This window comes from Microbacterium sp. AG157 (genome assembly GCF_003385695.1).
In the GTDB taxonomy this organism is placed as follows: domain Bacteria; phylum Actinomycetota; class Actinomycetes; order Actinomycetales; family Microbacteriaceae; genus Microbacterium; species Microbacterium testaceum.
The window spans coordinates 374,710-396,425 of the sequence record NZ_QRDK01000001.1; the positions used below are offsets into that span (position 1 = coordinate 374,710).

At 70.9% G+C, this 21,716-nt stretch carries 23 protein-coding genes and 1 riboswitch; of the genes, 11 read left to right on the forward strand and 12 right to left on the reverse strand.

All coding sequences use genetic code 11. The features are described 5' to 3' along the window. Positions 1–7 precede the first annotated feature (7 nt). The 4 genes from DEU35_RS01850 to DEU35_RS01865 form a co-directional block, all read right to left on the reverse strand. Positions 8–832, reverse strand: a complete 825-nt coding sequence (locus DEU35_RS01850; RefSeq protein ID WP_116238453.1) for an Fpg/Nei family DNA glycosylase — start codon at positions 830–832, stop codon at positions 8–10. 2 nt (positions 833–834) lie between these two features. Then, entirely contained in the window at positions 835–2,316 is a 1,482-nt protein-coding gene (locus DEU35_RS01855) for an NAD(P)/FAD-dependent oxidoreductase (RefSeq protein WP_116238454.1), read from the reverse strand. Beyond that, the gene (locus tag DEU35_RS01860) at positions 2,313–2,816 is read right to left on the reverse strand and encodes an SRPBCC family protein (RefSeq protein ID WP_116238878.1); all 504 of its coding nucleotides are present in this window, start codon (positions 2,814–2,816) and stop codon (positions 2,313–2,315) included. Before DEU35_RS01860 ends, DEU35_RS01855 begins: the two co-directional genes overlap by 4 nt. Before the next feature lie 128 nt (positions 2,817–2,944). After that, a complete protein-coding gene (locus DEU35_RS01865) occupies positions 2,945–4,120 on the reverse strand; it encodes an ATP-binding protein (RefSeq protein WP_103210187.1) in 1,176 nt (391 codons plus the stop codon). Between the two features lie 114 nt (positions 4,121–4,234). On the opposite strand from DEU35_RS01865, the gene DEU35_RS16960 reads away from it, so the two are divergent. Further along, entirely contained in the window at positions 4,235–4,519 is a 285-nt protein-coding gene (locus tag DEU35_RS16960; protein WP_170210588.1) for a hypothetical protein, read from the forward strand. 63 nt (positions 4,520–4,582) lie between these two features. On the opposite strand, the gene DEU35_RS01875 is transcribed toward DEU35_RS16960, so the two are convergent. From DEU35_RS01875 to DEU35_RS01895, 5 genes are all read right to left on the reverse strand, one after another. Next, positions 4,583–5,896, reverse strand: a complete 1,314-nt coding sequence (locus tag DEU35_RS01875; RefSeq protein ID WP_103210184.1) for a hypothetical protein — start codon at positions 5,894–5,896, stop codon at positions 4,583–4,585. 129 nt (positions 5,897–6,025) lie between these two features. Beyond that, positions 6,026–6,349 (reverse strand): multidrug efflux SMR transporter, encoded by a 324-nt coding sequence (locus DEU35_RS01880; RefSeq protein WP_103210182.1) that lies wholly within the window; start codon positions 6,347–6,349, stop codon positions 6,026–6,028. 10 nt (positions 6,350–6,359) lie between these two features. Beyond that, positions 6,360–6,424: riboswitch (guanidine-III (ykkC-III) riboswitch) on the reverse strand. Positions 6,425–6,667: 243 nt separating this feature from the next. Further along, entirely contained in the window at positions 6,668–7,528 is an 861-nt protein-coding gene (locus tag DEU35_RS01885) for a CPBP family intramembrane glutamic endopeptidase (protein WP_181904539.1), read from the reverse strand. Beyond that, the gene (trmB, locus tag DEU35_RS01890) at positions 7,525–8,247 is read right to left on the reverse strand and encodes a tRNA (guanosine(46)-N7)-methyltransferase TrmB (protein ID WP_116238455.1); all 723 of its coding nucleotides are present in this window, start codon (positions 8,245–8,247) and stop codon (positions 7,525–7,527) included. Before trmB ends, DEU35_RS01885 begins: the two co-directional genes overlap by 4 nt. 59 nt (positions 8,248–8,306) lie before the next feature. Continuing rightward, a complete protein-coding gene (locus DEU35_RS01895; protein ID WP_116238456.1) occupies positions 8,307–9,140 on the reverse strand; it encodes a DUF3097 domain-containing protein in 834 nt (277 codons plus the stop codon). Between the two features lie 124 nt (positions 9,141–9,264). On the opposite strand from DEU35_RS01895, the gene DEU35_RS17510 reads away from it, so the two are divergent. The 4 genes from DEU35_RS17510 to DEU35_RS01915 all read left to right on the forward strand — a co-directional run bounded on the left by DEU35_RS17510 (position 9,265) and on the right by DEU35_RS01915 (position 13,548). Beyond that, the gene (locus DEU35_RS17510) at positions 9,265–11,364 is read left to right on the forward strand and encodes a TPM domain-containing protein (protein WP_116238457.1); all 2,100 of its coding nucleotides are present in this window, start codon (positions 9,265–9,267) and stop codon (positions 11,362–11,364) included. A gap of 93 nt (positions 11,365–11,457) precedes the next feature. Then, positions 11,458–12,213, forward strand: a complete 756-nt coding sequence (locus DEU35_RS01905) for a PspA/IM30 family protein (RefSeq protein ID WP_074694165.1) — start codon at positions 11,458–11,460, stop codon at positions 12,211–12,213. Positions 12,214–12,283: 70 nt separating this feature from the next. Then, positions 12,284–13,096 (forward strand): arginase family protein, encoded by an 813-nt coding sequence (locus tag DEU35_RS01910; RefSeq protein ID WP_116238880.1) that lies wholly within the window; start codon positions 12,284–12,286, stop codon positions 13,094–13,096. After that, positions 13,093–13,548, forward strand: coding sequence for a Fe-S oxidoreductase (locus DEU35_RS01915; RefSeq protein WP_103210172.1), 456 nt, complete (start codon positions 13,093–13,095; stop codon positions 13,546–13,548). The genes DEU35_RS01910 and DEU35_RS01915 overlap by 4 nt, the downstream gene beginning before the upstream one ends. Before the next feature lie 146 nt (positions 13,549–13,694). On the opposite strand, the gene DEU35_RS01920 is transcribed toward DEU35_RS01915, so the two are convergent. From DEU35_RS01920 to DEU35_RS01930, 3 genes are read right to left on the reverse strand one after another with little or no spacing between them, the layout of a single operon-like run. Next, a complete protein-coding gene (locus DEU35_RS01920; RefSeq protein ID WP_116238458.1) occupies positions 13,695–14,159 on the reverse strand; it encodes an SIP domain-containing protein in 465 nt (154 codons plus the stop codon). Positions 14,160–14,192: 33 nt separating this feature from the next. Continuing rightward, the gene (locus tag DEU35_RS01925; RefSeq protein WP_103210168.1) at positions 14,193–14,960 is read right to left on the reverse strand and encodes a tyrosine-protein phosphatase; all 768 of its coding nucleotides are present in this window, start codon (positions 14,958–14,960) and stop codon (positions 14,193–14,195) included. Continuing rightward, positions 14,957–15,502, reverse strand: a complete 546-nt coding sequence (locus DEU35_RS01930) for a carboxymuconolactone decarboxylase family protein (RefSeq protein ID WP_258873303.1) — start codon at positions 15,500–15,502, stop codon at positions 14,957–14,959. Before DEU35_RS01930 ends, DEU35_RS01925 begins: the two co-directional genes overlap by 4 nt. Before the next feature lie 104 nt (positions 15,503–15,606). Here DEU35_RS01930 and DEU35_RS01935 point away from each other — a divergent pair, with 104 nt between their 5' ends. The 6 genes from DEU35_RS01935 (at position 15,607) to DEU35_RS01960 (ending at position 21,602) form a co-directional block, all read left to right on the forward strand. After that, positions 15,607–16,524: an alpha/beta fold hydrolase gene (locus DEU35_RS01935; RefSeq protein WP_116238459.1), complete on the forward strand. Its 918-nt coding sequence runs from the start codon at positions 15,607–15,609 to the stop codon at positions 16,522–16,524. A gap of 144 nt (positions 16,525–16,668) precedes the next feature. Next, positions 16,669–18,180, forward strand: a complete 1,512-nt coding sequence (locus DEU35_RS01940) for an ABC transporter substrate-binding protein (RefSeq protein ID WP_116238460.1) — start codon at positions 16,669–16,671, stop codon at positions 18,178–18,180. Then, positions 18,177–19,127, forward strand: coding sequence for an ABC transporter permease (locus DEU35_RS01945; RefSeq protein ID WP_103210162.1), 951 nt, complete (start codon positions 18,177–18,179; stop codon positions 19,125–19,127). The genes DEU35_RS01940 and DEU35_RS01945 overlap by 4 nt, the downstream gene beginning before the upstream one ends. Continuing rightward, the gene (locus tag DEU35_RS01950) at positions 19,124–19,993 is read left to right on the forward strand and encodes an ABC transporter permease (RefSeq protein WP_103210160.1); all 870 of its coding nucleotides are present in this window, start codon (positions 19,124–19,126) and stop codon (positions 19,991–19,993) included. The genes DEU35_RS01945 and DEU35_RS01950 overlap by 4 nt, the downstream gene beginning before the upstream one ends. After that, the gene (locus DEU35_RS01955; RefSeq protein ID WP_116238461.1) at positions 19,990–20,814 is read left to right on the forward strand and encodes an ABC transporter ATP-binding protein; all 825 of its coding nucleotides are present in this window, start codon (positions 19,990–19,992) and stop codon (positions 20,812–20,814) included. The genes DEU35_RS01950 and DEU35_RS01955 overlap by 4 nt, the downstream gene beginning before the upstream one ends. Next, positions 20,811–21,602: an ABC transporter ATP-binding protein gene (locus DEU35_RS01960; RefSeq protein WP_174799625.1), complete on the forward strand. Its 792-nt coding sequence runs from the start codon at positions 20,811–20,813 to the stop codon at positions 21,600–21,602. The genes DEU35_RS01955 and DEU35_RS01960 overlap by 4 nt, the downstream gene beginning before the upstream one ends. Positions 21,603–21,716 lie beyond the last annotated feature (114 nt).

Sequence of the window (21,716 nt, forward strand, 5' to 3'; positions counted from 1 at the left end):
ATCCGTTCTACCCGGGGGTCCCGACATCGGCCGTTCCGGGCAGGGGCTGGCACCGCGGGCACCACCACGTCCGCCGCTGTTCGGGGTCGTTCTGCACCTCGTCGCGCACGCTCACGCGCGTTCCGCAGCGCAGGCAGGGACGCCCCGCGCGTCCCGCCACCCAATGCGAGGAACCTCTCCGACGGTCACCGGTGGTGACCTGGTACATCCCGGGAACGGTCGCCGAGATCCGCAGACACCGTGCCGCGAGAGCCACGAGCGCCTCGAGGTCGGTCATCCCGATGGGCGCGAAAGGGTGGATGCCACGCAGGAAAGCGAGCTCGTTCACCCACAGGTTGCCGAGCCCGGCCACAGCGGTCTGGTCCAGCAGAGCCGCGACGAAGGGCCGGTCGGGCCGGATCGAGAGTCGACGCGCCGCCTCCGCGGCATCCCAGTCGTCGCGCAACGGGTCGGGGCCGAGATGTCCGATCGCCCGGCTCTCGAGCACGGTGGGGACGAGTTCCACGACGGGGAGATCGAGGCCCCACATCTTTCTCCCGTCATCGAGTCGCAGCCGCACGCGCGCCGTCTCGCGCACCGCGGCGGGGAGAGAACGCCCTGCTCGTGTGATCGTCCAACTCCCCTGCATGCGCAGATGAGTGTGCAGGGTGGACCCGTCGTCGAATCGGGTGAGAAGGTGCTTGCCATGGGTGTCGTAGCCGTCGATGCGAACCCCCGCGAGCGAGCGTCCGGCCGCGTTGCCCGAGCGCAGCTCGCCGTCCCGCACCCGGGCACCGAGGGTCGCGGCCTCGAGGCGTCGCCGGAGCCGGTAGACGCTGTCGCCCTCGGGCACGGCTACCGGGTCGCCGTGGACAGCTGGTCGTCGCGGGGAGCGAGGTCGGGGCGCAGGCGCGTGCCGAACTCATGCCGGAGCGCGCTGAGCGCAGCCTGCCACCCGGCGAGGCCGTGCACGCCCGGGCCGGGGCTGGTCGATGACGAGCACAGGTACACGCCCTTCATCGGCGTGCGCCACGGATCGGGACTGTAGACCGGGCGACCCAGGAGCTGAGTGAGTGTGGGGGCGCCCGCCGAGATGTCGCCGCCGGGGAAGTTGGGGTTCCATGCGGCGATGTCGACGGCCGTGCGCGACGACGACGCCAACACGGTGTCGCGGAAGCCCGGGGCGAAACGCTCGATCTGACGGACGACGGCGTCTTCGCGGTCGGCGGGACTCCCCGACGGAACGTGCGTGTAGGCCCACAGCACGTGCTTGCCCTCGGGCGCACGCGTGGAGTCGAACAACGTCGGTTGCGCCGCTAAGACGTAAGGGGCGTCGGGGAGGTCGCCCCGGGCCACCGCGTTCTCGGCCTCTGCGATCTCGGCGCGGGTGCCGCCGATGTGCACCGTGCCGGCGCGGGCGACGTCGGCATGGGCCCAGGGCACCGGGTCCGACAGGGCGAAATCGACCTTGGCGACGCCGCCCCCGTAGCGGAACCTCTCGAGAACGCGACGGTAGGAAGCCGGCATCCGATCTCCGGCGAGCCGAATGAGGGAGTGCGGGGTCGTGTCGAGGAGCACGGCGCGGGCCGGGGGCAGCTCGTCGAGGGAGGTCACCTCGACGCCGGCGTGCAGCACTCCCCCGTGGGCGCGGATATCGGCGATCATGGCGTCGGCGATCGACTGGCTGCCACCGATCGGGATCGGCCACCCGCGGCCGTGGCCGTAGGTGGCGAGCACCAGTCCCGCTCCCCCGGCGGCCAGGCTCGGCTGGTGCAAGATCGTGTGCGCCGAGACACCGGTGACGAGGCTGGGCGCGACCTCCTCACGAAAGCGCGTGTTCCACCAGGGCCCACCCTGTTCGAGAGCGCGGATGCCGAAGAAGAAGGCCGCGAGCGGGTCGCCGGGGACGCGCAGCAGGGCGTTGCCCGTGAAGTCGGCGACGCCCCGCAGATGGTCCACGAGGGGCCGCATGAGGCGCTCGTACGCCGGACCGTCGACGCCGAGTCCCTCGGCCGCACGCGTGAGATCACGAAATGCCAGTCCTGCGCGCCCGCTGTCGAGGGGGTGGGCGTAGGAGACCTCGGGGACGACGAGAGGGATACGGCGATCGAGGCCGAACTCTCGGAAGAACCACGACTCCAGCGCGAGCGGGTGCACCGCCGATCCGACATCGTGCCGGAACCCGGGGAGGGTGAGCTCGGCGGTCGAGGCGGCACCGCCGAAGGTGTCGGACTTCTCGAATACGGCGACCGCGAGCCCCGACCGGGCCAGGGTGACGGCCGCGGCGAGCCCGTTCGGACCGGAACCGACGATGATCGCGTCGTAGCTCTCGCTCATCGGTCGATCGGCTCCTTCTCGGCGGTGGATTCGTGGCCGAGCGCCGAAGACCCGCCCGTCGTTCCGGGCGCTCCCCCCTCGGCCAGGTAGGCCAGGCGGTGCAGGGTCTCGGCGTTGCGGTAGCGCGTGATCGCGTCGAACACCGTGTCGGGCAGGAGTCTCGTGGGGCCCGTGACGGGTTCTTCTTGGATGCGGACGACGCAGCGGTCACCGCGGGCTTTCACATCGATCGCGACGCGAGCGACGCCGATGGGGCCGCCGTGCGGCTCCAGCACGGCGCGCCGCGGCGGATCCCACTCGCGCATCACGGTGGTGTCGTCGATGACCGCAGGCCATGACCCGAAGGAGTGGTGCAGCGTCGCCCCCTCGGCGGGCCAGGATTCGTCGACGTCGCGCATGCGGGAGGTGCCGACCACCCACAGGGGGTACAGCCAGCCGTTCGCGAGCACCCGGAAGACATCGTCGGGCGTGCAGTGCATCAGGCGCACGTTGCGTGCCATGGCGCGTTCCTCCTCGCGGTCCGGGTGGGGGACGGAGACGAGACGAACCCCATCGACACCGCCCACGCTACGGCTCTTCCCGGATGCCCGTCATGGAGGTTGCGTCCCGGTACGTCGCCCGGTAGCGATCAACCGGCTGTCGGGAGGACGAACCAGGCGCGCGTGCCCCCGGCCGGGGAGGCGTCCAGACCGATCGTGCCGCGGTGCGCCTCGACGATGCGTCGACACGTTGCGAGACCGATGCCGATTCCCGGAACCTCACCGCTGTGACCGCGCTGCATGGGTTCGAAAACGCGCTCGCGCAGGTCGGGATCGATCGCGTCCCCGTTGTCGTCGACGGTGACGCGCCACCCGTCCGGAAGAGTCTCGACGCCCACGGTGATACGGGGCACCTTCTCGGCGGCGACGGTGAACTTCACGGCGTTGGCGATGAGGTTCTGCAGGAGGACGCGCAGGAGGGTGTCGTCGGCGCGCACGAAGGTCGACGTCTCCACCGTCACCTCGGCCCCGGTGTCCACGAGCGCACCGTCGAGGTCTTCGAGCACGGCGTCGACGGTGTCGCCCACGTCGACCCGGGTCATGTACGGACGGGCTCCCCCCATACGGGCGAAGTCGAGCAGATCGGTGACCATCGACGTCATCCGCCCGGCCGCGGCCTCCGCCCGCGCGAGGGACCGCGCCGCGCGGGGGGCGTCGGCCATCTCGGGGCTGTCGGCCGCGAGCTCGAGGAAGCCGGTCAGGGCGGTGAGCGGGTTTCGCAGATCGTGGCTGACCTGCGCGGCGAAGCTTTCCAGCTGTGCGTTGGAGTCGAGCAGGTCGCGCTGGACACGACGCAGTTCGAGGACATCGATCACCTGGTGCGCGAGCAGGTCGAGGGCTCGGCTGCTGGCATCCGAGAGATCGCCGACCTCGGTGTCGAAGACGCAGAGCGTGCCGATCGCGATCCCCGAGGGGGTGATGAGGGGGCTGGAGGCGTAGAAGCGCGTGAGCGCGATCTCGCCGGTCACGAAGGCGTTCTCGGCAAAGCGGGGGTCGAGACGGGCATCGGGTACCACGACGCGCGCCGGGGTACTGATGACGGCGGCGCACATGGAGTCCTCGCGGGCGCACGAAGCGGCCTGGATACCCACGGCGGCGACCTGGTGCTGCATGCGGTCGTCGATGATGTTGATGACGGCGGTGGGCACATTGCACACCGTCGCCGCGAGTTCGACGAGCCCCTGCAGGTCGGGTTCGGCGGGTCCGCCCAACAGCTGGTACTGCGCGATGGCGTCTCGCCGAGTCACGTCGTGTGCCGTGGACACATCGTCCCCTTGTCGTCGAAGCCCCGTCAAAAGCCTAACCCCGCTCAGGTACACCGAGGCGGCCGGTTGGGGAAGGGGCTCGCACAGGATGCGGGCGGCGCGGAGAGTCGAGGCATGAGCACGCCGACCTTCCCCCAGACTCCGTCCGACCCTTCGCGGCCCACGCCCTCGGAGCCGATGGCCCCGAACCCCGCCGAACCGACCGCACCGACGCCCGCGGAGCCCACCATCCCCCTCCCGCCCGAGACTGCGCCGGCGCCCGCCAGCGCCTCGGACTCCTCGACGGGCGCCCTCGACCGCACCGAGGAAGACGCCGCCGGATCGGCGGAGCTGGATGCCGACAACGCCGCCGAGCAGGATGTGGTCGACGCCGTCGAACCCGGCGGCGAGCCCGACTGACCCCGGAACGACGAGAGGGGCGGCGCCGTTCGGCGTCGCCCCTCTCGTCGTGTCACTCCCGGATCACGGGTTGCCGCGCGTCCACAGCAGCAGGATCGCGACGGCCTGGAGCACGAGGCATCCGATCAGGATCGCCGTGCGCCGACGCGGGGTCGACGACCACCGATCGTCACCGAGCAGGGGTGCCATCGGCATGAGCAGGCGGAACGTGCTCTGCTGCGGCAGGAACACCGCGAAGATGTAGACGCCGTAGCTGAAGCCGTAGGCCACGACCATCAGGCCGAGCTTGCGGACGGGGCGCGACCACATCAACGCCGCGAAGGCGACGATCAGCGCGAGGACGAGGATGATGCCGACGACGCCCAGGTGCGTACCCGCCTGGCGGAACCACGGGGTGAAGGGGGTGAACTCGTCGTTGCCGACGTAGTCGAGCCACCAGCCGAGTTCGGTGCGGATGTAGGCGTTGTGCGTACCCGTGACGTACTGCGCGATGTGGTTCCACGACAGACCCGCCACCGCGATGACGAGTCCGGATGCCATGAGCGAGAGCCACTCGCGCATCGGGAAGGGATCGACCTTGCGGCGGAAGAAGCGCACGAGGAACACGATGCCGAGAGCCAGGCCCAGGGCCAGAACACCCGGACGGGTGTAGGCCGTGATGAGGCCGATCGGCAGGATCCACAGGTACCGCCGTTTGATCGCGAGCAGCATGCCCGCGAACATCAACAGCATGAACAGTCCCTCGCTGTAGCCGATCACGAAGAGGAACGACATCGGGGCGAAGGAGAAGAAGACGACGGCCCACCACGCCGGCTGCGGCTTGGTGACCGTGCGCATCAGCACGAACAGCAGCCAGGTGGCGCCCAGGCTGGCCCCGAGGCTCAGCAGCACGGCGATCGGCTGCCAGCCGAGCCCGGTGGCGCCCGAGATCACGCGGACCAGGGTGGGGAACACCGGGAGGAAGGCCCAGTTGTTGGGAAGGATGTCGCCCGACACGTTCATCGGCAGCGACATCGGGTACCCCTGCGCGGCGATCTGACCGTAGCGGTCGGCATCCCACCCGGTGAGGTAGTCGAAGAACGTGCCGAGTCGCTCGCTGTCGGGACCGAAGCCCCAGCGGGCGGCCTTGGCGATCGAGTAGAAACCCCACAGCATGCCGAAGTTGACCACGCGGGCGATGGCCCACAGGATCAGGACCTTGGTGAACGCGCCGCGCTCGATCGGGACGATGCCCTCGGGCTTGCGGAGGACGTCGTGACCGTACTGGCGCAAGGAGCGACCGAGGCGCGAATCGCGCAGACGGTCGAGACGACTCGGTCGTGCGATGACGCGCGACGGACGGGTCGGGGAGACAAGCTCGCTCGGCGGTGCGCTCACTCGGAACCTTTCACAGGGGAAGATGTGGGCGAGTGACGACGGTGTCTGGCCCGGACAAGTGCAGTTGGAGAGGATGGTACCGGATGAAACCGTGCATTCCATCCCGTTGACTTTCGGAAAATGACCTGGTCAGTGGCTGTCGCCCACGAGCTTCAGACCGACCACGCATCCCACCAGGCCCAGCACGAGCAGCACCTTGACCACCGAGACGGTCTCGGTCCCGCTGACCATCGCGACCACGATCGTCAGCGCTGCGCCGATCCCGACCCACACCGCGTAGGCGGTACCCGTGGGGATCTCGCGCATCGCGAAGGCGAGGCCGCCCATGGACGCCACGAGCGCGACGCCGAAGATCACGCTCGGCCAGAGCTTGGTGAAACCCTCGGTACGACCGAGGGCGGTGGCCCACACGGCCTCGAGGATTCCGGACAGGATGAGGACGATCCACGACATGGCAGTGCTCCTTGGCCAGTCTTGTCGCAGTCCGGGTACTGATCCCTCGTCCGGGGACGCGGAGGGCGTCCGGTCCCCAGGATAGTGACCCGACCTGGGCAGGACCCGGGCACCGCGGCATCCCCCCGCTCGAGCCACGCATAAACGCTTTCCGCGCGCAGAAACACGCGCTGCTCGCGTTTATGCGCGCCGATCGCGTTTATGCGTGCGGGTCGGGTACCGGGGCGTGGGGCGGAGCGCCGGAGGGTTTGCGCGGGGTGGAGAGCCGGAGGGGTTTGCGTGGGGCGGAGCGGGGAGCCGGGGGGCCGGCGTCCGGGGTCAGATCAGGAAGATGGATGCCGACCCGGGATTGTGGGCGTGGACGAGGACGCCGAAGACCACGGCGTCGAAGAGCAGATGCACCGTCACGACGTACCAGAGCGAGCGCGTCTTCAGGAAGAGGAAGCCCTGCACGATCGCGAAGGGGATCGTCAGCAGCGGCCCCCACGCCTGATATCCGAGTTCCCAGAGGAACGACACGAACACGACCGCCTGCAACAGGTTGGCGGTGAGGTCGGGGAAATGCCGACGCAGCAGCACGAAGACCGTGCAGATGAAGAAGAGCTCGTCCCAGATGCCGACGGCGCCGACGCCCACGAACAGGCGTGCGATGAGCTCGGGGGTGACGACCTCAGGCCAGTTGCGATACACCCCCGAGGTGATGAAGTAGAACGGCAGGATCAGGTAGCCGAGCACGATGACTCCGCCGAGCCATGCCCACTGCCACCAGGTCCATCGCCCGCCGCCGCGCCAGGGGAAACGGATCGCGTTGTCGCGGTAGACGAAGCGCGAGATCACGTACGGCACCACGACCGCGCCGCCGAGAGCGAGCGTGAAGCGCACGAAGGCGGCGTTGTCGAGCTCGGCGTGCAGAGGAATCAGGCTGACGATGAACTGGCCGATCGCGACGAGCGAGACGTCGCGGGCGATGCTCGGTTCCCCGCCGCGCGCGATGGGAACGCCCAGGCGACGATCGACGAGAATCCCGGATGCCACGGCGAGGGCGAGCAGAACCCACCCGAGCCACACGATCTGCGCGACGAACAGCGCCGGAGCGGCGAGGCACACCAACAGCGCCGGGAGGAGCTTGGGCGTCCACGTGGAACGCTCACGGACCGGCACCGCGGTGTGCGCGGTCACGGGGAGACCCGCGTGTAGGTCAGGTCGCGGATGGCGCGGCCGACTCGCAGCCCCTTGCGTTCGAAGGCGGTGAGCACGCGGCCCTCGAAGCGGTCGGCCCACTCCCCCGCGAACGCCCGCTCGAAGCCGGGCGCCTCGTCGAGCACGGCGCGCATCTGGTCGGCATAGTCCTGCCAATCGGTCGCGAGGCGCAGAGTGCCGCCGGGGCGCAGGGCCTGGGCGGCGATCCGCGCGAAGTCGGGGGCGACGAGGCGACGCTTGGTGTGCTTGTTCTTGTGCCAGGGGTCGGGGAAGAAGATCCACACTTCGTCGACGGATGCCGCCGGGAGCAGGTGTTCGAGGGCCTCCGGCGCGTTGGCCTCGACCAGGCGCAGGTTCTTCACGCCCGCCCGGTCGGCGTCGAGCATGGTGCGCGCCAGTCCGGCGGTGAACACCTCGACGGCCAAGAAGTCGCTGTCGGGATCGGCGGAGGCGGCCGAGACGATCTGGTGGCCCTGGCCCGAGCCGATCTCGACCACGAGGCGTGCGGTGCGGCCGTAGACCTCGGCCGGGTCGATCGCGGTGCCCGCCCTCACACTGGTCGTGGCGGCGGCACGCTCGACGGGGAGCAGGTAGAACGGCGAGAGTTCCGCCCACGCGCGATCCTGCGCCTCCGACATGCGACCGCTGCGGCGTACGAACGACACCGGCTTGTCGCGGAAGACGGGGGCGGTGTCCATGGCATCCAGGTTATTCGGCTGCCCCTCGGGCGTGTGCCGCACGGGCACCTTGCGGCCGCTCACGGGACGGTCACGAAATCGATGAGTTCCTCGACGCGGCCGAGCAGGGCCGGCTCGAGGTCGCGGAACGTGGTGACCTTCGACAGGATGTGCTGCCAGGCGCGGGCGGTATCGGCCTGCTCCTCGGCGGGCCAGCCGAGCGCCCGGCAGACGCCGACCTTCCATTCGATGCCGCGCGGCACCTCGGGCCACGCGGTGATCCCCAGAGCGCGGGGGGTGACGCACTGCCACACGTCGACGAAGGGGTGGCCGACGATGCGCACGTGCGCGCCGTGACGGCCACGCGCGATCTTCTCGGCGATGCGCGACTCCTTGGAGTTCGGCACGAGATGGTCCACGAGCACCCCGTATCGGCGCTCGGCGGTGGGGGGCTCGGCATCCAGCGCCTGCTCGAGGAGGTCGACCCCCTCGAGGAACTCGACCACGACTCCCTCGGCGCGCAGGTCGGCGCCCCAGACCTTCTCGACGAGTTCGGCATCGTGCTTTCCCTCGACGAAGATGCGGCTGGCGCGGGCCGTGCGGGCGCGCTGGTCGGCGACGGCGAACGATCCGGATGCCGTGCGGGTGCGCCCCTTCGCTGCGGCGGCGGGGGCTTTCAGCACCACGGGCTTGCCGTCGACGAGGAATCCTCCGCCGAGCGGGAACAGGCGACGTCTGCCGAAGCGGTCCTCCAGCTCGACGTTCATGCCGTCGATGCGGGTCACCGCACCGACGAACCCGTCGCCCGCGACCTCGACGACGAGATCAGCGGATGCCGCGACCTCGGCGGGCACGATGCGTCCGGCCTCGCGCCACCCGCGGGCGAGCACGTCCGTTCCGTAGCGGTCGTCCATGGTGTACCTCCGAGCGTCCGAGCCTAGGCGGCGCTCGCGTGCGCTCACAGCGGACGCGCCGCTCCTCCCCCGGTGTCGGTGGTCGTTTATAGGGTGGAGGCATCCGGCAACCGAAGGGGACTGCATGCGAAAGCCGACCGTGCTGCACACGATCGCGGTGCTGGTGCTCGCGTTCGTCGGAGTCCTGGTCGCCCCCCTCAGCGCTGCAGCGATCCCCCCGCCCACCCTCGGCTCGAGCTATGTCCTCGACCAGGCGAACGTGCTGACCGACGCGCAAGAGGCCGATGTCCAGAGGCGCCTGGTGACGCTGTCGGAGCAGACGGGACTGGATCTGTGGGTCGTCTACGTCGACGGCTTCGAAGAGCCCACCGGCGCCGACGACTGGGCGAACGAGACCGCCAACCGCAATCGGCTCGGGCCCAACCAATACCTGCTGGCGGTGGCCATCGAAGGCGACAGCTTCGAGTACTACCTCTCGGGCGACGTCGATGCGGGCGGCATCTCGGCGGCCCAGCTCAGCTCGATCGAGCAGGACCGGGTGCAACCGGCGCTCACGGCGGGCGACGACGCGGGCGCGGCGGTCGCCGCGGCCGACGGCCTGCGCACCGCGCATGCCAAGGCGGGCGGCAACATGCCGAACCCTCCCCCGACTCCCGCCACGCAGAGCGGTCTGCCCCTCGTGCCCATCGTGATCGTGGGCATCCTGCTGCTCGCGATCGCCGCCGCCCTCGTCTGGCTGGCCGTGCGTCGGCGTCGGCGCGCGGCGACGTCGGGAGCGGGCGATACCCCGTCGGAGAGCATCGACGACCTCTCCCGTCGCGCCGGTTCCTCTCTCGTGGCCACGGACGACGCCGTCAAGACGAGCGAGCAGGAGCTCGGTTTCGCCCGCGCGCAGTTCGGTGACGAGGCAGCGGCGCCCTTCGGCGAAGCGCTCGCCCAAGCCCAGGCCGACCTCGACCGCGCGTTCTCGATCCAGCAGCAACTCGACGACGGCACTCCCGAGACCCCCGAGCAGCAGCGGGCGGGCTACATGGAGATCCTGCGGCTGTGCGCCGACGCCGACGAGGCTCTGGATGCCAAGGCCGCCGCCTTCGACGAGTTGCGCGCCCTCGAGGCCGATGCGTCGGGAGCCCTCGCCGCGACCCGCCGGCAGCACGCGACGATCGCCGAGGCCCTCGGCGCGACGGAGGCCGGGCTCGCGCGCCTGACCGGGCGCTTCAGCGACGACGCGCTCTCCACCGTCGCCGACAACCCGGCCCAGGCCCGAGCCCGCCTCGAGCTGGCGAGCACCCAAGAGGCGGCCGCCGAGGCGGCTCTCGCCGCGGGGCGCACCGGAGAAGCGGCGGTCGCGATCCGTGCCGCCCAGGCGGGCGTGGCCCAGGCCGACACCCTCGAGCGAGCGGTGAGTGCACTGGAATCGGCCCTGGCCGAGGCACAGCAGCGCGCCTCGGCTCTCGTCGCAGAGATCGAGGGCGACCTCGCCGCGGCTTCTCGATTGCCCGATCCCGAGGGACGCATCGCGGCCGCGGCGGCCTCCGCGCGGTCGCAGCTCGACGACGCGCGCGGCGCGCTCTCGACCCCGCGTCCGAACCCGATGCGGGCGGTCCAGACGCTGCAGCAGGCGAACGCCACGATCGACGCGGTGCTCGACGAGGCCCGCGACGCGGCCGAGCGTCGTCGCCGCGCCGAAAGTCAGCTCGACACGACGCTGGTCCAGGCGCGCGCACAGGTGCGCGCGACCGAAGATTTCATCTCCGCACGCAGGGGAGCCGTCGGAGCGACGGCACGCACGCGTCTCGCCGAGGCGGGCGCGGCCCTCGTACAGGCCGAGCAGCTGCGTACCGCCGACCCCGCCGCAGCCCTCGCCGCCGCCCAGCGCGCGGCTCAGCTCGCGGCAGACGCCGACTCCGCCGCGCAGAGCGACGTCGGGGCCTTCGGCGGCGGAGCCGGCGGGGGCGGCGGCGACATGATGGGCGCGATCCTCGGCGGCATCGCCGTGAACGCCATCCTCGGCGGCGGGCGCTCGCGCGGCGGTTTCGGGGGCGGCGGCCTCGGCGGCCTGGGCGGCCCCGGCGGAGGGTTCTCCGGCAGCGGCGGGCGCTCGCGCGGCGGCGGGTTCGGCGGCGGGTTCTCCGGCGGTGGCCGCTCCCGCAGCGGGGGCGGCGGCGGCTTTTCGGGTGGCGGTCGCAGCCGCGCCGGCGGTGGACGGGGGTCGCGCCGCTAGTCCACCCCTCGCGGCCTCGCCGTGCCATCACAGACAATTCGTAGAATCCGCCACCAGACTCGACACCGTCGCCCTCAGGAAGGAACACCCCGCATGGCCAAGCAGTCCATCTTCGGTCGCATCCAGACCCTCGTCCGCGCGAACGTCAACGCGCTCCTCGACCAGGCCGAGGACCCGCAGAAGATGCTCGACCAGCTCGTCCGCGACTACTCGAACTCGATCGCCGATGCCGAGTCGGCCATCGCCGAGACGATCGGAAACCTCCGTCTGCTCGAGCGCGACCACCAGGAAGACGTCCAGGCGGCGGCCGAGTGGGGCAACAAGGCCCTCGCCGCCAGCCGCAAGGGCGACGAACTGCGCGCCGGCGGCAACCTGAGCGAAGCCGACAAGTTCGACAACCTCGCCAAGATCGCCCTCCAGCGTCAGATCACCGCCGAGGGAGAAGCCAAGGCCGCCGCTCCCACCATCGCCGCGCAGACCGAGGTCGTCGACAAGCTCAAAGACGGCCTGAACGGCATGAAGACCAAGCTGGAGCAGCTCAAGGCCAAGCGCAACGAGCTCACCGCTCGCGCCAAGGTCGCCGAGGCGCAGAACAAGGTGCACGACGCCGTCAAGTCGATCGACGTGCTCGACCCGACGAGCGAGCTCGGCCGCTTCGAAGACAAGATCCGCCGCCAGGAGGCCCTCGCCGCCGGCAAGCAGGAGCTCGCCGCATCGAGCATCGACGCTCAGTTCAACGCCCTCGAAGACGTTGGAGAGCTCACCGAGGTCGAGGCCCGTCTCGCGGCTCTCAAGGTCGGCGGTCCGCAGCGCGCCGCGATCGACGCACCCAGCCCCGACCAGGTCTGACCCACGACCGCGAGTGCACCGCCCGATCGCTCGGGCGGTGCACTCGTATCTCTCGGTGAGGGGAACCGCCATGACCCGATTCATCGTCGCCCCGCAGTGGCAGGGCTCGTCCTCCGCTCGGGCGATGCAGCTCGTCGACGGCGCTGAAGCCATCGCCGGCGATCTGCCGCGTGCGTCGACGACCCTCCTCGACCCCCCGGCCGAAGCCGGCGACGCCCAGGGCACCCGCGTGCAGCGCCACAGCGCGCTCGTGCGCATGCGTGAACGCATCGAAGAAGCCGTGCGCGCGTCCGACGAGCCCGCCATCGTCGTGGGCGGCGACTGCGGAGTCGCGCTGGGAGCCGTCTCGGCGATCGCGGGAGACGACCTCGCCGTCGTGTGGATCGACGCGCACCCCGACCTGAACACCCCGGGGTCCTCCCCCAGCGGCGCCTTCGCGGGGATGGCGCTGAGGGCGATCGCCGGCGAGGGCGAGGCCCTCCTCCGTCTCGAACCCGGGATCGCGCCGTCGCGTCTCGTGCTCGTGGCGACGCGTGCCTGGGACCCCGAGGAAGAGGCGTTCGTCGTCGCTCACCGGATCACCGTGATCCGCGCCGACGAGCTCGCCTCCCCCGATACGCTCGCCGACGCCGTCGCCGCCACCGGAGCAACGCGCGCCCACGTGCACGTCGATCTCGATGCGCTCGACCCCGCCGACATCGGCGGCATCGCCCAGGCCGTGCCCTTCGGTGCGCGCACGACGGAGGTCGTGGCATCCATTCGCCGTCTGCGCGAGCGTCTCCCGCTCGCGGGAGCGACACTGACCGAGTTCGCTCCCTCGAGCCCGGCCGCAGCCGTCGACGACCTCGGGACGATCCTGCGCGTGATCGGAGCCCTCGCATGAGCCCTCTTCCCCCGCCTCCGGCGGGCTGGCGTGAGCGTGCCGACAGGGCGGTGGCGCGGGGCCGGCGCGTCGACCGATTCCTGCCCGGCGTGCTGCTCGACTCTCCGATCAGCCGCGTCGGTTACTGGTACGGCTGCACCGTGGGGTGGGTGTGGGGGGCACTGTGGAGCACGGGACGCATCGAGAAGCGTCAGGGCCTCTGGGTGTTCCGCGGGCTGCCATCGTGGGCGTTCCCCCGCGGAGGCGTGTGCGTGGGCGGTTGCTTCCTCACCGGTGACGACCGGCCGACCGACATCGTGCTCGGGCACGAGGCGATCCACCAACGGCAGTGGCGCCGGTACGGCTTCCTCATGCCGCTGCTCTACGCCCTCGCCGGACGCGATCCGCTGCGCAACCGGTTCGAAATCGAGGCGGGCCTGGTCGAGGGCAACTACCTGCGTCGAGGGGCCTGACTCTCCGCGGCAGCTCGCGGCACCGGTCGGAAAGCCAGTGGGCGGATCGAACCCTCGGCGATACGCGCGATCTCAGCAGAGCGGGCGGATGCCGACCGACAACGCGCCGCGCACAGCCTGCGTCCGCGCCGAGGAGCCGTGGCGCCTCAGCGCGCGGTGGCCAGCCCGAAGCGCTCGGGCGTGTGGATCGCCTGCGCGTCGACGCCGTGACGTGCGACGAGTTCGTCGACGATCTCGGCCGTGCCGAGGTAGCCGCCGAGCAGGATGACGCGCGTCGCGTCGTCGTCGCAGCACAGCATCTCACCGGCCCAGCCCGAGACGGCACGCGAAAGGGCTTCGCCGGTCGCGCAGCCGCGGCCGGTTCCGGGGGCTCCGCCGCGACGCGAGCGGTCGAGCCACGTGAGGGTCATACGGGCCGGAGCGGCGATCGACCCGATCCACGACGCGTCGGGAACCTCGACGAACACGCGGCCGGTCGAGCAGATCGGCAGCGTCGCGAGCAAGGCTTCGAGCTCGGCGAGCGAGGTCTCGTCAGCCGTCACGAGGTGCTGCACACGCGTGTGCCGCGACGCGCGGCACGCGGCGGCGTTGTGCTCCGTGGGGATCGACATGATGCCTCCACTATACCCTCGACATAGGTATGCCTAACCTGAGTTCCGGCTCCGTATCTCGACGTCGAAAGACGCCGCCGGGCGGCCCGGTCCGTCGATCAGCACCTCGCGCAACCGCTCGATCTCGGCCTCGGTCATTCCGTTCGCGAGAAGGTACCCCGCAGAAGAGCCGAAGTCCCGATCCACCCGATGCAGCAGCGCGCGCATGACCGGAGCGGGCGAGCGGGTCGCGAGGGCTTCGGCATGGACGTTATCGGGATGCACGGCGCGGATCGCCGCCAGCACCCGCGCGTTTCGCTCGGCGGGCAGGAACTCCTCGGTGCGGGCGTAGTCGGCGATCACCGCCTCGCGGTCGACCCCGGCCGCGGCGAGCGCGATCGCGACGGTGACCCCGGTGCGATCCTTTCCCACGGTGCAGTGCACGAGCACGGGCTGGGCCGCCAGGATGCCGCGGACCGCCGACACCACCCGGTCGGCGGAGTCCGTGATCAGGGCGGCGTACATGTCGTCGAGGCTCAAGTCGCGCGCGAAGAACGAGGCGACCGAACCGAGGAAGAGCGGTTCGTGCTGGATCTCGACGCCGTCGTCGAGACGGCTGGGCGCATGGGCGACCTCCGACTCGTCGCGCAGATCGATCACGCGCCGGATGCCGAGATCCCGGAGGTCCTGCACGCCCGCGTCGTCCACCGCGACGAGGTTGCCGGAGCGGTAGAGCACGCCCGAGCGTGTGCGATGCTCTCCCGCGGGGAGACCGCCGACGTCGCGGAAATTCACCGCCCCCGAGACGAGCGAGCCGGTCACGCGGTGCCGTCCGCGTGCACGTGGGGTCCCCCCGGAACGGCCGACGCCGCGGCATCCGGAATCGGGGTCTCGAGGGAGGAAGCGCGGGGCGGCACGGGGTATCGACCGGCGATCGCGACGCGATTGAAGGCGTTGATGGCCACGAGCACCCAGCTGAGCGCGACGTACTCGGCCTCACTCAGGATGCCGCCCGCTTGGTCGTAGACCTCGTCGGGGATGCCGTCCTCGTGGATGAAGGTGAACGACTCCGTCAGCTCGAGGGCGGCTCTTTCGCGCTCATCGAAGACGCCCGACTCCCGCCACGTCGCGATCTGGGCGATCACATCGGCGTCGAGCCCGGCCTTCACCGCGGCATCCACGTGCACGCGCACGCAGTAGGCGCACCCGTTCAGCTGGGACGCATGGATCTGCACGATCTCGCGCAGCCGCGCATCGATGCCGGCCTCCACGGCGAGGCGCCCGACGGTGGTCGAGAACGCACGCAGCGCGGCGTACGCCTCGGGAGCCGACTTCGACAGGTGCACGCGCCGTTCTTCGCCCATGGCGACAGCCTACGGCGGCCCCGCCGGGGGTCGGCGGGGAGAATCGGCGACGCCCCGTGGCGCGGCGATGGCGACATCGGCGTCGACAGTGACAGGCTGATCGAATGCCCGAGCGCGACGAGTTCTCGTTCCTCCCCGCCCAGGCGGCCGATCTCGGCCGCAAACTCCCTCCCGTCGAACGGGTGCGGCTCACCCTGGCCGACGGCCGCACGCTCAGCGGTCTGCGCTGGGGGGCCGCTCCCCCGGCGGTCACTCTGCTGCACGGCGCCGGTCTGAACGCCCACACCTGGGACACGACGCTGCTGCACCTGGGGGTGCCCGCTCTGGCTCTCGACCTCCCCGGCCACGGCGATTCGTCGTGGCGCGACGACGCGGCATACGTGGCGCGCGTCCTCGCCCCCGACGTCATCACGGCCCTCGAGCAGTGGACGACGGGTCCGCAGGTGCTCGTGGGTCACTCGCTGGGCGGTCTCACGGCGGCCGCGGTCGCGGCATCCCGTCCCGATCTCGTCACTCGCCTCGCGATCGTCGACATCACGCCGGGGGTCGACCCGAGCGCGGGTCCCGCGCAGATCCGCGCGTTCTTCGCCGGCCCCACGGACTGGTCGTCACGGGAAGAACTGGTGGAACGCGCCCTCTCGTTCGGCCTGGGCGGTTCGCCCGAGGCCGCGGCGCGCGGGGTCTTCCTCAACTCCCGGGTACGCCCCGACGGCCGGGTGGAGTGGAAGCATCACTTCGCGCACCTCGCCGCGGCCGCCGCGAACGCCGGGGCCGACCCCACGACCCCGGATGCCGTGAAGGCGGTGCTGTCGGCGACCGGATGGGACGACCTGGGCGAGGTCACCGCCCCCGTCACGCTCGTGCGCGGCGAGCGCGGTTTCGTCACGAAGACGGATGCCGAGGAGCTCGCGCGGCGTGTGCCCGGGGCCGACGTCCGGGTTCTGTCCACCGGGCACAACGCGCAGGAGGAAGATCCCGAGAGCCTCGCGCGTCTGATCCGCCCCCTCCTGACCACCCCCTGACCCGCCGACCCGAACCCGGTCATCCCGCGTCGCGCACCGTCACAGACGGCGTCGAGGGAATACGGGTGAAAGTAGGCTGTTGCCACCCCTGCTCGGCATCCACAGCACCCCGATGCCTCGGCCTGCGAAAGGACACACCCCGCAATGCTGCGCCGCACCGCTCTCGCCACGAGCATGCTCCTGATCGGAGCGCTCCTGCTCACCTCGTGCACCGGCTCGAACACGACGCCGAACCCCACCGGAGAAGCCGACCCGAACGCCACCCTCACGGTGCGTCTGTCGCTGGAGCCGTCGAACCTCGACATCCGCCGCACCAGCGGCGCCTCGCTCGAGCAGGCTCTCATCGACAACGTCTACCAGGGCCTGGTCACCCGCAACGGCGACGACTCCAACGCGATCGCCGCGGCACTCGCCACGGCGTGGACGGTGTCTCCCGACGGACTCACCTACACCTTCACCCTCCGCCAGGGCGTAACCTTCCACGACGGCAGCGCGCTCACGGCCGACGATGTCGTCACCTCGCTGCAGACGGCCAAGGACGACCCCACCATCCAGAACAGCTCCGACCTGGCGAACGTGTCCTCGATCGCCTCCCCCGACGCCTCGACGGTGGTCGTGACGCTCGCCAAGCCCAACATCGACTTCCTCTTCGCCATGACGGGCCGCGCGGGTCTCATCTTCAAGAGCGGCGACACGACGAACTTCCAGACCGCCGCGAACGGCACCGGCCCCTTCCGCGTCGAGAGCCGCAACGCCGGGCAGAGCCTGACCCTCTCGCGGTACGACGGGTACTGGGGCGACAAGGCCGGCGTCGCCGAGGTCGTGCTGGACTACATCCCCGACCAGAGCGCCGCGACCAACGCCGCCGTCGCCGGCGACGTCGACGTGGCGCTCGAGATCGACCCCGAGCTGCGCGGGCAGATCGAGGGCACGAACGCCTTCACCATCGAGTCCGGCCTGACCACCGACAAGGGCACGTTGGCCTTCAACAACCAGCGCGCTCCGCTGAACGACCAGCGCGTGCGCGAGGCGCTGCGCCTCGCGATCGATCACAAGGCCCTCATCGAGACGCTCGGGTCGGGCCAGGAGCTCTACGGCCCTATCGCCCCGCTCGATCCCGGCTACGAAGACCTGTCGGGCAGCATCTCATACAACCCCGACCGCGCCCGTGAGCTGCTCGCCCAGGCCGGGGCCGAGAACCTCACCCTCACGCTGACGATCCCCAACGTCTATCCGACCACCATTCCGACCTTCCTGGTCTCGTCGTTCGCCGACGTCGGGGTCACGCTGAAGGTGAAGTCGGTCGACTTCAGCACCTGGCTGCAGGACGTCTACAAGAACCACGACTACGACCTCAGCTTCGTCCGCCACGTCGAAGCGCGCGACTTCGGCAACTGGGCGAACCCCTCGTACTACTTCGGCTACGACAACGCCGAGGTCCAGAGCCTCTACGGCCAGGCGCTGGCGACCACCGACCAGCAGCAGTCCTCCGACCTGCTCGCCGAGGCCGCCCGCATCGTGAGCGACGAGGATGCCGCCGACTGGCTGTTCCTGTCGACCCCGCTCACCGCGGTCGGCACGAACGTGGCGAACTTCCCGAAGAACTCCCTCAACGTGCGCCTGCCCTTGGCGGGCGTGACGGTCGCGGCGGAGTGATCCGCTACACGCTGACACGGCTGGGCCTGCTCGTGCTGGGCCTGGCCGTGGCCAGCGTGCTGATCTTCGTCTCGCTCCGGGTGCTCCCCGGCGACGTCGCGCAGCTCATCGCCGGCACGGAGGCGACCCCGCAGCAGGTCGCGGCGCTACGCGAGAGCCTCGGGCTCGATGCACCGCTGTGGACGCAGTACCTCGACTGGATCGGCGGGCTCGTTCGCGGTGATCTCGGCACCTCGCTCATCACCGGCTCCTCCGTGGCCTCGGAGCTGGCGGACAAGGCCCGCGTCACCGTGCCGCTCGCGGCGATGTCGCTCACGGTCGCTCTGATCGTCGGCATCCCGTTCGGTGTCCTCTCCGCTCTCGGGCGCCGACGAGCCGGCGGCACGGCGCTGAGCGTCGGGGCGCAGGCCCTGGCAGCGGTGCCCACGGTGTGGGCGGGCATGATGCTCGTCGTCGTGTTCGCGGTGTGGCTGGGGTGGCTTCCGCCCCAGGGCTTCCCCCGAGCCGGGTGGAACGATCCCGCGGCAGCGTTCCGAGCCCTCATCCTCCCCGCCCTCACCATCGGCGTGGTCGAGGGGGCGATGCTGCTGCGGTTCGTGCGCAGCGCGACCCTGCAGGCACTCGGCCAGGACTACGTGCGCACAGCAGCGGCCAAGGGCCTCACGCGCACCCGCGCCCTGCTGAGCCACGGCCTGCCCAACGTCGGGCTGTCGGTCATCACGGTGCTGGGTCTGCAGATCGCCGGGATCATCGTGGGGGCCGTGGTCATCGAACAGCTCTTCACCCTCCCCGGGGTCGGCCGGATGCTCGTCACCGACGTCGCCGCGCGCGACCTGCCGAAGGTGCAGGGCGAACTGCTGGCGCTCACGGGATTCGTGCTGCTCGTCGGCTTCTTGGTCGACCTCGCCCACCGCCTCATCGACCCCCGCCAAAGGGAGGCCTCATGACCACCCTCCGGCGCCTCTGGAGTCTCGGCACCGGGCGATTCGGCATCCTGATCGTCGCCCTCGTGCTCGTCACGGCCGTCGTCTCTCTTTTCTGGACCCCCTTCGACCCGGCCGCGGTCGACGCTCGCGCGCGCTGGAGCGACCCCTCGTGGCCGCACGTGCTCGGCACCGACAACAGCGGTCGCGACATCGCGAGCCTGCTCATGGCCGGAGCGCGAACCACCGTCGTCGTCGCCGTCGGCGCGGGAGCGGTGGCCTCGCTGCTCGGCATCGTCCTCGCCGCCCTCGGTTCGCTCACCGCGCGCTGGATCCGCGAGAGCGTCGCGGTCCTCGTGGACATCCTCATCGCGTTCCCGGTCCTCATCATCGCCATGATGATCTCGGCCGTGTGGGGCGGCTCCCTCGCGGTGGTGATCTGGTCGGTGGGAATCGGGTTCGGGGTGAACATCGCGCGCGTGACACGGCCCGAGCTGCGGCGCGTGCTGCACAGCGACTTCGTGCTCGCGGGGCGGGCGAGCGGACTGTCGACCGGGCAGAACCTCACCCGGCACCTCCTCCCCAACGTCGCGCCGGTGTTCATCGTGCAGCTGTCGTGGGGCATGGCCGTGGCCGTGCTCGCCGAGGCGGGGCTGTCGTACCTGGGCTTCGGCGCTCCCGTGACCCAGCCCTCGTGGGGTGTTCTGCTGAGCGATCTGCAGGCGTACATCTCCGTGCATCCGCTCACGGTGGTGTGGCCGGGCCTGGCGATCACGCTGACGGTGCTGGGGTTGAATCTGCTGGGCGACGCGCTGCGCGAGGCAGCCGACCCCACCCTCGGCGAGCGCACCCCCGCGGCGCGCACGCACGTGCCGGGGGTGGTCGCGTGAGCCTGGTCGTGAAGAACCTGCGGATCGAGATCGGCGACCGCGCCGTCGTCGACGACGTCTCGTTCTCGGTGCCCGAGGGCGCCCGCGTGGGACTCATCGGCGAATCGGGGTCGGGCAAGTCGCTGACCGCCCTTGCCATCCTGGGGCTCTTGCCCGACGGAGCGCACGCCTCGGGCAGCATCCTCTGGGACGGCCGCGAGATCCTCGGGCTCCCCGACCGCGAGCTCGCCCGCCTGCGCGGCGACGACATCGGCATGGTCTTCCAGGAGCCGCGGACGGCCCTCAACCCCATCCGCACGGTGGGGCGGCAGATCGGGGAGTCCGTGCGCATCCACGAGGGCGTCTCGCGCCGCGAAGCGCTGCGCCGCGCCGTGGCCGAGGCGGAGCGCGTCGCGCTCCCCGACCCCGAGCGCATCGTCTCGCGCTACCCGCACCAGCTCTCCGGCGGCCAGCGCCAGCGCATCGCGATCGCGATGGCCCTCGCCTGCCGCCCGCGCCTGCTCATCGCCGACGAGCCGACCACGGCGCTCGACGTCACGATCCAGGCGGGGATCCTCTCGCTGCTGAGATCTCTCGTCCACGACGTCGGGATGTCCCTCGTCTTCATCACGCACGACCTCGCGGTGCTCGCGCAGGTCGCGACCCACGCCGTCGTGCTCGAACACGGCCGAGTGGTCGAAGAGGGCCCTGTCACCGACCTGCTGCGGGCGCCGTCCTCGCCCGTCACTCAGGCGTTGCTGCGGGATGCGACCGCCACGCTGTGGCATCCCGAGCTCCCCGCTCGCGGGGTCGCGACCGACGACGCCGAGGAGGCCCCGTGACCGAGACGCTGTTGCGCGCGCGAGGTCTCTCGCGCACCTACCCGACGCCGCGGACGCGGGGCGTGGGCCGCGCCGAGCGGACCGTGGGTCTCGCCGACGTCGACCTCTCGGTGCTCGCGGGCAGCGCAGTGGGGATCATCGGCGAATCGGGGTCGGGCAAGTCCACCCTCGTGCGCCTGCTGCTGGGACTCGACGTGCCGAGCGCGGGGACGGTCGAGGTCGACGGACGCCCCGTCGATGCGCGGGGTTCGGCGCGGTCGCTGCACTGGCTGCGCCGGGCGACCGGCATCGTCTTCCAAGACCCGTACGCCTCGCTCGACCCGCGTATGAATGTCGACCGCATCGTGGGCGAACCGCTGTGGGCGCTCGGGATCGAGGGCGATCGCCGTGCGCGCGTGCGCGACGTGCTCGAACAGGTCGGTCTCGACGCCGATATGGCCACACGGTTCCCGCACGAGTTCTCGGGCGGCCAGCGGCAGCGGATCGCCCTGGCGCGAGCGATCGTCCACCGCCCCCGCATCCTCGTCGGCGACGAACCGCTGTCGGCCCTCGACGTGACCGTGCGCGCGCAGATCCTGCACCTCCTCGCACGCCTGCGGGTCGAAGAAGACCTCACCCTCGTGCTCGTCTCGCACGACATCGGCGTGGTGCAGAACGTCTGCGACCAGGTCGTCGTGATGAAGGACGGCCGAATAGTCGAGCAGGGGCCCACCGAGAAGGTGCTGCTGCAGCCGCAGGCGGCGTACACGCGGCAGCTGCTGGCATCCATCCCGACTCTTCCCGCCTGAGGCGCGTGCGACCGCGCGGCCGCGCGCCCGGGACGGATGCCGGCGCTCCGGCGTCGTGAGGACGTCGCGGCCGCGTCGAACAAGGGATGCCGCGATGTCGGTGGTCGGCGCTAG

Excerpts from the sequence above, each read along its gene's own strand:
- DEU35_RS01905 (WP_074694165.1), top strand. The coding sequence starts at position 11,458 with ATGGCCAAGCAGTCCATCTTCGGTCGCATCCAGACCCTCGTCCGCGCG.
- DEU35_RS01940 (WP_116238460.1), top strand. The coding sequence starts at position 16,669 with ATGCTGCGCCGCACCGCTCTCGCCACGAGCATGCTCCTGATCGGAGCG.
- DEU35_RS01860 (WP_116238878.1), bottom strand. The coding sequence starts at position 2,816 with ATGGCACGCAACGTGCGCCTGATGCACTGCACGCCCGACGATGTCTTC.
- trmB (WP_116238455.1), bottom strand. The coding sequence starts at position 8,247 with ATGGACACCGCCCCCGTCTTCCGCGACAAGCCGGTGTCGTTCGTACGC.
- DEU35_RS01895 (WP_116238456.1), bottom strand. The coding sequence starts at position 9,140 with ATGGACGACCGCTACGGAACGGACGTGCTCGCCCGCGGGTGGCGCGAG.
- DEU35_RS01950 (WP_103210160.1), top strand. The coding sequence starts at position 19,124 with ATGACCACCCTCCGGCGCCTCTGGAGTCTCGGCACCGGGCGATTCGGC.
- DEU35_RS01880 (WP_103210182.1), bottom strand. The coding sequence starts at position 6,349 with ATGTCGTGGATCGTCCTCATCCTGTCCGGAATCCTCGAGGCCGTGTGG.
- DEU35_RS16960 (WP_170210588.1), top strand. The coding sequence starts at position 4,235 with ATGAGCACGCCGACCTTCCCCCAGACTCCGTCCGACCCTTCGCGGCCC.
- DEU35_RS01920 (WP_116238458.1), bottom strand. The coding sequence starts at position 14,159 with ATGTCGATCCCCACGGAGCACAACGCCGCCGCGTGCCGCGCGTCGCGG.
- DEU35_RS01855 (WP_116238454.1), bottom strand. The coding sequence starts at position 2,316 with ATGAGCGAGAGCTACGACGCGATCATCGTCGGTTCCGGTCCGAACGGG.
- DEU35_RS01910 (WP_116238880.1), top strand. The coding sequence starts at position 12,284 with ATGACCCGATTCATCGTCGCCCCGCAGTGGCAGGGCTCGTCCTCCGCT.
- DEU35_RS01930 (WP_258873303.1), bottom strand. The coding sequence starts at position 15,502 with ATGGGCGAAGAACGGCGCGTGCACCTGTCGAAGTCGGCTCCCGAGGCG.
- DEU35_RS17510 (WP_116238457.1), top strand. The coding sequence starts at position 9,265 with ATGCGAAAGCCGACCGTGCTGCACACGATCGCGGTGCTGGTGCTCGCG.
- DEU35_RS01935 (WP_116238459.1), top strand. The coding sequence starts at position 15,607 with ATGCCCGAGCGCGACGAGTTCTCGTTCCTCCCCGCCCAGGCGGCCGAT.
- DEU35_RS01915 (WP_103210172.1), top strand. The coding sequence starts at position 13,093 with ATGAGCCCTCTTCCCCCGCCTCCGGCGGGCTGGCGTGAGCGTGCCGAC.